At 52.0% G+C, this 12,598-nt stretch carries 9 protein-coding genes and 1 tRNA gene; 1 reads left to right on the forward strand and 9 read right to left on the reverse strand.

Annotated features, from left to right (window positions below; all coding sequences use genetic code 11):
* The first annotated feature begins 95 nt into the window (after positions 1-95).
* A complete protein-coding gene (locus OGY10_RS22385; protein WP_191226676.1) occupies positions 96-1,394 on the forward strand; it encodes an aromatic amino acid transport family protein in 1,299 nt (432 codons plus the stop codon).
* Between the two features lie 35 nt (positions 1,395-1,429).
* On the opposite strand, the gene OGY10_RS22390 is transcribed toward OGY10_RS22385, so the two are convergent.
* The 9 genes from OGY10_RS22390 to OGY10_RS22430 all read right to left on the reverse strand — a co-directional run bounded on the left by OGY10_RS22390 (position 1,430) and on the right by OGY10_RS22430 (position 12,524).
* The gene (locus OGY10_RS22390; RefSeq protein WP_057067482.1) at positions 1,430-2,632 is read right to left on the reverse strand and encodes a sigma-54 interaction domain-containing protein; all 1,203 of its coding nucleotides are present in this window, start codon (positions 2,630-2,632) and stop codon (positions 1,430-1,432) included.
* Between the two features lie 176 nt (positions 2,633-2,808).
* Positions 2,809-3,813, reverse strand: coding sequence for a dipeptide ABC transporter ATP-binding subunit DppF (gene dppF / locus OGY10_RS22395; RefSeq protein ID WP_286577423.1), 1,005 nt, complete (start codon positions 3,811-3,813; stop codon positions 2,809-2,811).
* A complete protein-coding gene (gene dppD / locus OGY10_RS22400; RefSeq protein WP_048236981.1) occupies positions 3,810-4,793 on the reverse strand; it encodes a dipeptide ABC transporter ATP-binding protein in 984 nt (327 codons plus the stop codon). Before dppD ends, dppF begins: the two co-directional genes overlap by 4 nt.
* A 10-nt stretch (positions 4,794-4,803) precedes the next feature.
* On the reverse strand, positions 4,804-5,706 hold the full coding sequence (gene dppC, locus OGY10_RS22405; protein ID WP_003024315.1) for a dipeptide ABC transporter permease DppC: 903 nt from the start codon (positions 5,704-5,706) through the stop codon (positions 4,804-4,806).
* 9 nt (positions 5,707-5,715) lie between these two features.
* Positions 5,716-6,735 (reverse strand): dipeptide ABC transporter permease DppB, encoded by a 1,020-nt coding sequence (gene dppB, locus OGY10_RS22410; RefSeq protein WP_032945322.1) that lies wholly within the window; start codon positions 6,733-6,735, stop codon positions 5,716-5,718.
* A 166-nt stretch (positions 6,736-6,901) separates the two neighbouring features.
* The gene (gene dppA, locus OGY10_RS22415; RefSeq protein WP_003827414.1) at positions 6,902-8,509 is read right to left on the reverse strand and encodes a dipeptide ABC transporter periplasmic-binding protein DppA; all 1,608 of its coding nucleotides are present in this window, start codon (positions 8,507-8,509) and stop codon (positions 6,902-6,904) included.
* A gap of 739 nt (positions 8,510-9,248) precedes the next feature.
* A tRNA-Pro gene (locus OGY10_RS22420) sits at positions 9,249-9,325 on the reverse strand.
* A 91-nt stretch (positions 9,326-9,416) separates the two neighbouring features.
* On the reverse strand, positions 9,417-11,111 hold the full coding sequence (eptB, locus tag OGY10_RS22425) for a kdo(2)-lipid A phosphoethanolamine 7''-transferase (protein ID WP_167820497.1): 1,695 nt from the start codon (positions 11,109-11,111) through the stop codon (positions 9,417-9,419).
* Between the two features lie 210 nt (positions 11,112-11,321).
* Positions 11,322-12,524 carry an L-lactate MFS transporter gene (locus OGY10_RS22430; protein WP_020996062.1) on the reverse strand — a complete coding sequence of 401 codons (1,203 nt, stop codon included), beginning with the start codon at positions 12,522-12,524 and terminating at the stop codon, positions 11,322-11,324.
* Positions 12,525-12,598: the final 74 nt, after the last annotated feature.

Consider the following 12,598-nt stretch of genomic DNA (forward strand, 5'->3'; position numbering starts at 1 on the left):
CGTTCGGTTCAGGTTGTTGAGAATCAAGGCACAACAGTCTGGCAATACACGCGATCCTCTTTCGGGGAGAACGTGTATTTTGGGCAGGGGGTTCTATGCAGGACAACACATTACAATTAAGCAACAATACAGCAACCGCCGTACCATTCTCAAAAAAAATACCGTTTACGAAATACGATTTTGGCTGGGTATTACTGTGCATCGGCATGGCCATTGGTGCCGGAACGGTACTGATGCCGGTACAAATTGGCTTAACAGGCATTTGGGTATTTATCGTTGCCTTTATTATTGCTTATCCGGCAACTTATATTGTGCAGGATATTTATTTAAAAACATTATCAGAAAGCGAAACCTGTAATGACTACACGGATATTATAAGTCATTATCTGGGAAAAAACTGGGGCGTATTTCTTGGCGTCATCTATTTTCTGATGATTATTCACGGCATATTTATTTATTCCTTATCCGTGGTTTTTGACAGCGCCTCATATATCAAAACCTTCGGCTTGACCGAGGCCGATCTTTCGCAGTCGATAATCTATAAAGTGGCCATTTTTGCCGTGCTGGTCGCCATTGCTTCCGGGGGAGAAAAACTGCTGTTCAAAATCTCCGGTCCGATGGTGGTGGTCAAAGTGGGTATCATCATCGTATTTGGTTTTGCGATGGTTCCGCACTGGAACTTCGCTAATATCAGCGCCTTCCCTGAAGGATCGGTCTTCTTTCGTGATGTACTGCTAACCATCCCGTTCTGCTTCTTCTCGGCGGTGTTTATTCAGGTGTTGAACCCAATGAACATCGCCTACCGCAAACGGGTGGCGGACCGGGTGCTGGCTACGCGTATGGCAATCCGTACGCATCGCATCAGTTACATTACTCTGATTGCTGTCATTCTGTTTTTCTCCTTCTCTTTTACCTTTTCCATTAGCCATGAAGAGGCCGTTTCGGCTTTCGAACAAAATATTTCAGCACTGGCGCTGGCGGCTCAGGTCATTCCTGGGCAGATTATTCATATCACCTCAACGGTATTAAATATCTTCGCCGTATTAACCGCGTTCTTTGGTATTTATCTGGGATTCCACGAAGCGATCAAAGGTATTATTCTCAACGTTCTGAGCCGCGTCATTGACGTTGAGAAAATTAATCCGTTGGTGCTTACGCTGGGTATTTGCACCTTTATTGTTATCACCCTGGTCATTTGGGTGTCATTTCGCGTATCGGTACTGGTGTTCTTCCAGCTAGGTAGTCCGCTTTACGGGATTGTGTCGTGTATTATTCCGTTCTTCCTGATCTATAAAGTAACGCAACTGGAAAAACTGCGCGGACTGAAAACCTGGTTGATCCTGCTGTACGGAATTCTGCTGTGCCTGTCGCCCTTATTGAAGCTGATTGAATAACCCACGTATATCGCGCCGTCAGACGCTGGCGGCGCTTAACTCACACTCTCCAGCTGATAGCCGCGAATTTTATTCAGCACCGTGGTGTGCGACACGCCCAGCGCTTTGGCGATATGCCGTGACGACACATTATCTTCCACCATCTGTTCAATGAGCTGGCGTTCAGCACACAGAACCTGCTCTTTAAAAGGACGTTCTGTCGGGCCCCGCTCAACGGCAGGCAAATTCACCATCCCTAATTCTTCCCGCGTAATAACATCGGATTCCGCCATCAGCATCAGGCGAATAATGGTATTTTCCAGTTCGCGCACGTTTCCCGGCCAGGTGTGATGGTGCAGGGCATCAAAACAGGCTTTATCCAGAATGATCCGCCGCTGGAATTCCTTTGCGTATTTCTGCACAAAGTGGCGAATCAGCAGGCTGATATCCTGTGGACGCTCGCGCAAAGGTGGAATGGTCAGTGAAAGCACGTTGATGCGGTAATAGAGATCGGCGCGCAGCAGACGTTGTTCTACCATCTCTTCCAGATTGGCATTGGTTGCCACAATAATGCGCACATTGACCGGAATAATATGCGCTCCGCCAACGCGCCGAATCCCGCCATCCTGAAGCACGCGCAGGAGTTTAGCCTGTAAGCTCAGCGACATTTCGCCAAACTCATCGAGAAAAAGGGTGCCTTTATCGGCCATTTCAAACAGCCCTTTTTTGCCTTTACAATCCGCGCCGCTGAAAGCCCCTTTCTCATAGCCAAAGAATTCACTCTCCATTAGCGACTCAGGTAGCGCAGAGCAGTTGACCGGAATAAACGGATAAAAACGTCGCTGCCCGGAATTATGGATAGCCCGGGCCAGCAGCTCTTTACCGGTCCCCGTATCGCCACGGATCAGAACGGTATATTTGCTGTCGGCAATTTTTATCGCCTTTTCGATAAGCGCGTGCATGCTCTGGCTGCTGCAAATAATGTCAGAGAAATAGCGCGGGCGTTCCGGCTCCGGCGTTGACAGTTCGCTTATCTCCTCACAGAGGTAAGCGACATGAATAATATCGGCGCGCTGGCTTAAACAGGATTGCACACAGGAAATATCCTGTAGCTGGCGGCACCAGGATTTAATCAGGATCCGCCCAGGCGTGACTTTCATGGAGATGATATTGATATCACAGCAGGAAAATTCCTTCAGGACATCCTCAACCATCGACAGACGATCAATTGTTTTAATATCCCAGCGTATCGTGACCACATTTGCTCCTGGTAGTTAGCAACTGCGAAATAGATATTTTTGTGACTAGAGGGAATCTGACTACATTCTAGACGCTGTGGAATAATGTTCTGCCAAAGGACTCACATTGTGGACGTAAAGAGAAAATATAAAAAAACCGGAGCACAAGGCTCCGGTTATCGGGTCATAACCCAGGTTTATTGCTGTGAGTTTTCATCCTGGTCAACGGCAAAACAAGCCACCAGTTGACCGCCGTAATCTTTCAACTGCGGCTGAAGCTGGGTACACGGACCAAAGCGACGACGGCAGCGGGCGTTAAACGCGCAGCCCGGCGGCGGATTCAGCGGGCTTGGCAGTTCACCGGTCAGCTTGATACGCTCACGGCGATCGTCCGGGTTCAGACGCGGCGTTGCGGAGAGCAGCGCTTGCGTGTACGGATGACGCGGATTATTGAAGATTTGGTCCTTCGTCCCTTTCTCCACGCAGCGGCCTAAATACATCACCATCACTTCATCGGCAATGTGCTCGACCACCGACAGGTCGTGCGAGATAAAGACGTATGACAGCCCCAGTTCCTGCTGCAAATCCATCATCAGATTCAGCACCTGCGCACGCACCGAGACGTCCAGCGCTGAGACCGGTTCATCGGCAATCACCACGTCCGGGTCAAGCATCAGACCGCGAGCGATGGCAATACGCTGACGCTGACCGCCGGAGAACATATGCGGATAGCGGTCGTAGTGTTCGGTTTTCAGCCCCACTTTCGCCATCATCGCCAGCGCTTTTTCACGACGCTCCTCTTTGCTGAGCGTGGAGTTGATCAGCAGCGGCTCTTCCAGAATCTGCCCCACTTTCTTACGCGGGTTCAGGGAACCGTACGGGTTCTGGAATACAATCTGGATTTTCTGCCGACGCAGCTTTTGCGCCTGCGGGTCGTGCTTAAGCAGATCCTGTCCCTGGTAATACAGCTCACCGCCGGTCGGGACTTCAATCATCGTCAGCAGGCGGCCAAGGGTGGATTTCCCACAGCCCGACTCGCCTACTACCGCCAGCGTTTTACCACGCTCTAAGGTAAAGGAGACGCCATCCAGCGCTTTCACCAGGCGCTCCGGGGCGAACATGCCCTTTTTCACCGGGTAGTGTTTTTTCAGATCAATAGCCTGCAACAGCGGCTGTGACAAAGTGGCCTTTTGCGTACTCATAGCCCAGGCCTCCCGGCATCATCAAGTGGGTAGTGGCATTTCGACTGACGACCGCCTTCCAGCAGGTTCAGTTCAGGTTCTTCAGCGCGGCATTTGTCGGTCGCATAGGGGCAGCGTGGGTTCAGCAAACAGCCGCTCGGGCGGTCATATTTCCCGGGAACCACGCCCGGCAGCGAGGCCAGACGTGCTTTATCCTGAGCAAACTCAGGCAGCGCGCGCAGCAGCGCCTGGGTGTAAGGATGACGCGGCGCGCGAAAGATATCCTGCGCGGCTCCGGTTTCTACCACCTGACCGGCGTACATCACGATGATTTTGTGTGCCGCTTCAGCCACCAGCGCCAGATCGTGCGTGATTAAGACCAGCGCCATGTTCTCTTTTTGCTGCAATTCCAGCAGTAGCTCGATGATCTGCGCCTGAATAGTCACATCCAGCGCCGTTGTCGGTTCGTCGGCAATCAGCAGTTTCGGACGACAGGCTATCGCCATCGCGATCATCACGCGCTGGCTCATCCCACCGGACAACTGGTGAGGATATACATCCAGACGCGAGGCCGGATCGGGGATCCCCACCAGCGTCAGCAGGTCTATTGCCCGCTGAACACGCGTTTTTTTGTTGCCGCCCTGGTGCACTTTAATGGCTTCCATAATCTGGTAGCCGACGGTGTAGCAGGGGTTAAGGCTGGTCATCGGGTCCTGGAAGATCATCGCCACTTCCGCGCCCACTAACTGGCGACGCTCTTTCTCAGAGATGCGCTTCAGGTCGCGACCATTAAACTCCAGATTTTCGGCCATAACGCGGCCTGGGTAGTCAATCAGTCCCATAATCGCCAGCGAACTGACGGACTTACCAGAGCCGGACTCTCCTACAATGCCAACCACTTCACCCTGATTCACACTGTAGCTAATGCGGTCTACGGCGCGGAATTCGGAACCTACGTCGCCGAAATGCACCGATAATTTATCTACATTTAATAACGCCATCTCGAACCTCTTACTGCTTCAGTTTGGGATCGAGCGCGTCACGCAGACCGTCACCCATCAGGTTAAATGCCAGCACCGTCAACAGGATCGCCAGCCCCGGGAAGGTCACAACCCACCAGGCGCTTTGGGCAAACTGCAGAACGTCAGAGAGCATGGTGCCCCATTCCGGCGTAGGCGGCTGTGCGCCCATCCCCAGGAAGCCGAGGGCAGCCATATCGAGAATGGCGTTAGAGAAGCCAAGCGACGCCTGAACAATCAGCGGCGCAAGACAGTTAGGAAGAATGTTGACGAACATCTGGCGCATCGCGCCGGCTCCCGCCACGCGAGATGCGGTGACGTAGTCGCGGTTAACCTCCACCAGCACGGCGGCGCGCGTCAAACGGACATAGTGCGGCAATGCCACGAACGTCAGCGCCAGCGCGGCGTTGCCAATCGAGGGGCCAAATACCGCCACCAGCACCAGCGCCAGCAACAGGCTCGGCAATGCCAGCATGATATCGACCACACGCATGATGACGTTATCGACAATCCCGCCAAAGTAACCGGCGATCAGCCCAAGAACCACGCCCATCAGCAGGGAGAGTACTACCACCAGACAGCCGACCAACAGCGACAGACGCGCACCGTACATCAGGCGGGACAACACGTCGCGGCCTACATCATCAGTACCAAACAGATGCGCCATGGTACCGCCTTCCTGCCACGCGGGAGGAGCCAGCAGCGTATCGCGGAACTGGTCTGCCGGGTTGTAGGGTGCGAGGACGTTGGCAAAGACCGCAATCAGGATCATCACCACAACGTACACCAGCCCAACAACCGCACCTTTGTTGCGTTTAAAATAGTGCCAGAACTCCTGCAGCGGAGTCATCGGCACCGGTGCAGCAATAACTTTATTTTCAGTAACCTGTGACATGATGGCCCCTTACTTCTTATGCCGAATACGCGGGTTCACCACGCCGTACAGCAGGTCTACCAGCAGGTTGACGAGGATAATCATCGTCGCGACCAGCAGCACCCCGCCCTGCACCACCGGATAATCGCGGCGTTGCAGCGCATCGATCAGCCAGCGCCCCAGTCCCGGCCACGAGAAGATGGTTTCGGTCAGGATCGCCCCGGCCAGCAACGTACCAACCTGCAGGCCGATAACGGTCACCACGGGCAGCATCGCGTTACGCAGAGCGTGAATAATGATGACGCGCATACGAGTCAGGCCTTTGGCGCGCGCGGTACGGATGTAATCTTCACCCAGCACTTCCAGCATCGATGAACGGGTCATACGCACAATGACCGCCAGAGGAATGGTACCCAGCACCATCGCAGGCAGGATCATATGCGCCAACGCATCAATAAAGTTGCCCTCTTCACCCCAGATGGCGGTGTCGATAAGCATAAAGCCGGTTAGCGGATTGGAATCATCAAGGAACACCATGTCGCTCACCCGCCCAGAAACTGGCGTCAGGTTCAACTGCACGGAAACCAGCATGATCAGCATCATGCCCCACCAGAAAATCGGCATAGAGTAACCGGTCAGCGCCAGGCCAACTGCCGTGTGATCGAAAATGGAGCCGCGCTTAACGGCAGCAAGTACACCCACCGGGATACCCACTGCGACGGCGAAAATCATCGCGCAGACGCCGAGTTCCAGCGTTGCTTTGAAGCGAGGTACGAACTCTTCCCACACCGGTAAGCGGCTTTTCAGTGAGATACCTAGATCACCATGCATAACCCCCCAGATATAGTGGAGGTACTGCTGCCACATCGGCTTATCCAGACCGAGTTCAGCCAACAGTTGAGCATGACGCTCAGGGGAGATCCCACGTTCACCCGCCATGATCATAACCGGATCGCCGGGGATCATATGGACGAAGGCAAAGGTGAGAAGAGTGATACCGATAAACGTGGGGATGACGAGTCCCAAACGTCGGAGAATGAACTGCAACATAACCCGGATTCTCTCTAATGACGCACGGCCTGGAACCGTGAGTCTGTATTGCTCACAAATCTTATCCCACGCAAACTGCATCGCGGGTAAAGCATTACGCCGGAGGGCGCTGCGCTTATCCGGCCTAAACAACACCGGGGCGCAGCGCTTCCTTAATTGCTTTTAATTATTCGACAGAGACGTTTTCGAAGTGGTGTTTGCCTAATGGATCAACCACATAGCCTTTCACTTCTTTACGCACTGGTTCGTACACGGTGGAGTGAGCAACAATCAGAGCCGGAGCCTGGTCGTGCATAACAACCTGAGCTTGCTTGTACAGTTCAATACGTTTGTTGTGATCGTCGGTCGCACGCGCCGGCTGGATCAGGTCTTCAAACGGCTTGTAGCACCAGCGAGAGTAGTTGGAACCGTCTTTCGCTGCCGCACAGCTGAACAAGGTCGCGAAGAAGTTGTCCGGATCCCCGTTGTCACCGGTCCAACCCATCATCACCGCCTGATGCTCACCCGCTTTGGCGCGTTTCAGATACTCGCCCCACTCGTAGGTCACAATCTTGGCCTGAACGCCAATTTTCGCCCAGTCAGCCTGAACCATTTCTGCCATACGACGTGCGTTCGGGTTATATGGACGCTGTACCGGCATAGCCCACAGCTCAACGGTAAAGCCTTTGTCCTGACCAGCTTCCTTCAGCAGCGCTTTGGCCTTCTCAGGATCGTAGGTGTAGTCTTTAACGTCGTCGTTATAGCCCCACATGGTCGGCGGGATCAGGTTTTTCGCGGCAACGCCAGCGCCCTGATAAACCGCTTTGATGATCGCTTCTTTGTTTACCGCGTAGGTCAGCGCCTGACGGACTTTCACGTCATCAAACGGTTTCTTCTCGGTGTTGAAAGAGAGGTAGCCAACGTTCAGACCCGCCTGCTCCATCAGGTTGATGTTTTTATCCTGCTTCATGCGCGCGATGTCTGCCGGGTTCGGGTACGGCATCACCTGGCACTCGTTCTTCTGCAGTTTGGCGTAACGCACGGAAGCGTCAGGCGTAATGGAGAAGACCAGACGGTCGATCTGCGGCTTGGTGCCCCAGTAACCTTCGAATGCTTTATACAGAATACGGGAGTCTTTCTGGTACTGCTGCAGCTGGAACGGACCGGTACCAATTGGGTTCAGATCCACTTTCTCCGGAGAACCGGCTTTCAGCATGTTGTCAGCATATTCTTTGGAAAGAATAGAAGCGAAGTCCATCGCCAGGTCAGCCAGGAACGGCGCTTCCGGGCGAGTCAGCACGAACTGAACGGTTTTATCGTCCACTTTTTTCACTTCGGAGATCAGATCCGGCAGACCCATCCCTTCGAAGTATTCATAGCTGCCGCCAGAGACTTTATGGTACGGGTTCTGGGCATTTTTCTGACGATCGAAAGAGAACACCACGTCATCGGCGTTAAAATCGCGCGTCGGTTTAAATTCTTTGTTGTCCTGCCACTTCACGCCCTGACGCAGGTGGAAGGTATAGGTTTTGCCGTCTTCGCTGATTTCCCACTTCTCAGCAAGGCCCGGGATCACTTCAGTCGTACCGGTTTTGAACTCGACCAGGCGGTTATAGATCGGTACGGAGCTGGCATCATAGGTGGTGCCAGAGGTGAAAAGCTGCGGGTTAAAGCCTTCAGGAGATCCTTCTGAACAATAAACCAGAGTTTTAGCCTGTACGCTTGCTGCGACGGTCATAGCCACCAGGCTCAGACCAAGCTTCAGCATCCCTGACTTCTTCAAGGAAATACTCATTCTTCTGCTCCAATGTGATGTTTGTTGTTTTACCCTTTGCAGTGGGTTTGCACCGCCTGGCCTTTTTTGTTTTTTACCCGGCCGGGTCGGCGTTAAGAGGATGGGGATTCCGTTCACATAAGCGACTGAGTTGCAGTGCGGATTCTCCATGAAATGCCCCTCATACCCTACAATCTGTCAACAGAATGTGAAAACGTCAATACAGGTCACCGTGATTTACGCCAACGGTGAGAATTCACAAACAAAGATTAAAAAAAGTGCGGAAGGACATTTTCAGCAGGGAAATTTGTGCTACGCGCACTATGCCAGAATAAACATCTTCATATTTCGCAACATTTGGTGATTAACATTTATGCAATTTATTCAAACTTTCTAAATTAATGCTGCATATCTGAGCGATTAATACCATGAACGTTAAAGCGCACAGCGGAAAATGCCAGCTTCAGCCATAAGTAGCGCAAAAAAAGTTTCAAGCAAATATAAAAAAAGGCAATGGAATATGTCACAGAATCGTTAACAGTCAGTGGGAAGTGGTGCACAATTTTTGCAGATAAAATGAAGGTCAAACGTGGGGTCGGAAAAACAAAAAATACGCCCGCCTGTAGGCCGGATAAGGCGCTTGCGCCGTATCCGGCAATATCTGTTATAGCGTGATGTTTTGCCTGATGGCGCTTCGCTTATCAGGCCTACAAAAGCCACAAATGCAAAAAGCCCGCTCAGAGAGCGGGCTTTTCTAATTTGGTCGGTGATAGAGGATTCGAACCTCCGACCCCTTCGTCCCGAACGAAGTGCGCTACCAGGCTGCGCCAATCACCGAATGCGGGGCGCATCTTACTGCTCAGCTGCGCGCCCGTCAATCCCTTAGTATCAAAATGCCATTTGATCGGCGAGAAAGTCAGCAGCTCAGTTACTGGGCTGTAGCCTTATTCGCGTCCGGGATACGGCACCAGTTGTTATTCTCGTTAATACCGCCATTTGGCGAGGTATAACCGAGGCAACCCAAAATGGTGTCGTACAGTTCCACATGACGACGCGGCACCTTCATATCAGCTTCTTGCTTAAGATGTGCAAACGCCTTCGCATGGTCGGGGTCTTCCAGATATTTGTCAGACATCCACACCATCATAGGTACGCGGAACTGCTCAGGTGGCGCCATTTTACGCGGCGTACCGTGCAGGTGCTCGCGCTCGTTAATCGACTCACCGTGATCGGCGGCATAAAACACGATCGCTTTCTTATCGCGTAGTTGATCAAACACTTTGGTAATAAAGTGATCAACATAGGTTACCGAGTTATCGAATGAGTTGATCATCTCAGCTTTCGAGCAACCGCTATCAACATTGACACACTCCGGCTTCCACTGCGCATATTCGCGGGTGTAGCGCTGGGTGTAGTTAAAATGCGAGCCTTTGGTGTGCAGAATAATCAGATGCTTGTCACCATCTTCATTATTCTGTAAAGACTGCTGCATCTCGGTAATCAGCAGCATATCGTCAACGTTCTTGCCACGGTTACGTGGCTCTGCGCCAATCTGCTCACGATAGGCGATGTTCTCCGCCATGGTATTACTGTAGAACCACATCTCGCTTTGCATCGCGTAAAGATCGGTCTTGAACCCTAACTGGCCGAGCACGGAGAAGACGTTTTGTTCTTTCAGAGTACGCTGCGGGTTTTCTTCTGCCCCACCCTCACGCACAAACATGCAACGCAGCGAAAGTTTGGTTGCCGTATCACAGGAATATCCACGGAAGGCGGCCAGATTTTTCTCCTGGGCGAGCCTTGGCGTGGTATTACGCTCATAGCCAAAAATCCCCATATGATCCCAGCGGGTCGTTTCGCCGATAATAAAGACCACATAGGTGTCGTCGAGGTTTTTGGGGGCAACATAGGTAAACTTCTTCGCCGGGTTCATCAACGATTTGTTATCTGAGGATTCATCCACCTGTGCCCAGGCGTACAGACCCAGCGCGGAGAGCCAGTTTGACGGCAGATAGGAATTCGCCACTACCCCGCCATAGCTGGGCAAATCGATCCCCGTTGCTCGCTCAACGCTTCTCTGTTGCATACTCAGCAGGCGAATCGGGACCCATACCATCAGACCAGCCAGTAAAACTACCGCCACGCTGCGCCATCTCATGCCAGGCGTACGGATCTGTTTCATCAGGGTATAGCGGCAGCGATTACTCCAAATCAGAACCAACGGTAAAATGCTGACCGAAACCAGCCATACGACAAAATGCCAGCCAACAACTTCTTTCGATAAATCAATATCCGTGGTCATTACGGAGGCAATAATACCGTAACCAATTACCACATTCAGGAAGGTCATGTAATAGCTGGCACCGGCAGAACACAGCACCACTAAGGTTGTCAGGACACGCCAGGCGCGCCGACCAAATAAAGAGAGAAGCCGTAGTAAAAAGAAGGTCACCAGCACAGTGCCGGCTAATTCAACAACCGCAGAGAGTCCTTTCCAGACGGTAAACTCGTGTGCGTATCCGCTAAAGCGCCGGAAAAATACAGCACAGTTCATAAACAAACCGATATAGATTGCCAGCAGGAAACTGAGTTTCTGCTGCGTCATCGACTTAATGTATCTCATGCAAACAAACCCTGGGAATCGGGATTAAAACACCCTGAGCAGTAGTCAAACAGACCAGGCAGGGGAAAATGCGACAACAGCAGAAGTGAAATGTCTACGGGCGCGGGTAAGTAGACCACAGGAGGGGGAAAAAGTGCTTATGGAGAATGCAAATGACGCATATATTTTTGTAAATATATGCGCCAGGTATTAATCAGACTACTAATAGGTTTAGGCGTGCGCCTCGGTATATACGCTACGCTGTGGCTGGCGGATGGTGGTGGAGAGTGCCAGCGAGATAATTAACAGCGCAAAGATAACGCAGAAGGTCACATAGAAACCGCCGAACAGCGAGGCGATAATGGAACCACAAATGCTGCCGATACCGAAACCTAAGTAAATGACGCCGTAGTTTTTAGCCAGGTTATTCAAACCGAAGAACTCGCTCACCAGTGACGGGAACACGGTGATGGTACCGCCAAAGTTAAATGCTACACAGGCAATCGCCGCGAAGAAGGTCGCATCATTCAGCGGGGCGAACAGCAGTGCCGCCATACCGACCAGCGAAACGACCTGCCCAATGGTGATAACGCGAATACGAGAGATTTTGTCGGACAGAATCCCCAGAACCAGACGACCTGACAGGTTAGCGATAGAAATGACGGTAACTGCATTTGCCGCCGTTGCCACATCCATATGCGCCAGGCTTTGTGCAATATCTTTCGCCACGCCAATCACATACAGCCCACTCATACACGCCGTCAGGAACATCACTGCCAGCATCCAGTACTGCGGTTTACGCATGGACTGCGCCAGGGTGTAGTCATTCTCAACCACGCCATTTTTCGTTTTCACTTCCTGATTCGGCGCGTCTTTCATCAGCGTGGAGCCAAAGACGATCATCACCAGCACAATCGCGCCCCAAATCATGAAGGTTTTTTCCAGACCCACAGTGCTCAACAGTTGGCTGTCGATGAATTTAAAACCGAGGCTGCCAAGACCGTAAGAACCGATGGCAAAGGCGGAAATCAGCCCTTTACGCTCAGGGAACCATTTTACACAGTTGGAAAGTGTTAACAGGTAGCCTGCGCCATCCGCCAGACCAACCAATACACCGGCGCTCAGCCACAGCATAATCAGGCTGTCAGAGTGGGCGGTTAAGAAGAAGCCGACACCCAGTAAAATACCGGAGGCCATGGTGACACGTTTCACGCCAAAACGTTCCTGCAGTTTCCCGGCGACGGAAGAAGAAATCGCCAGCCCGAGGCTCAGCAGGCCAAAGGAAAAGGCAACCTGACTCACTGGCGCATCAAGCTTAGAAGAGAGCGCACCGTTAAACAGGCTCCAGGTATAAACAGAACCTAAAGCAAATTGGGTAATGATGGTGCCGATCAGTGTCAGCCAGCGGGTACGCTGATAATCAGAAGTTTTCATGGCAGTCTTCCTGCATAAACAAAATGGGAAATTCTCTGCCAACAACCATACCGAAGCGCTTTTATGAGCAGGAG

Source organism: Citrobacter sp. Cpo148, assembly GCF_030332375.1.
GTDB classification, from domain to species: Bacteria; Pseudomonadota; Gammaproteobacteria; order Enterobacterales; family Enterobacteriaceae; genus Citrobacter; species Citrobacter portucalensis.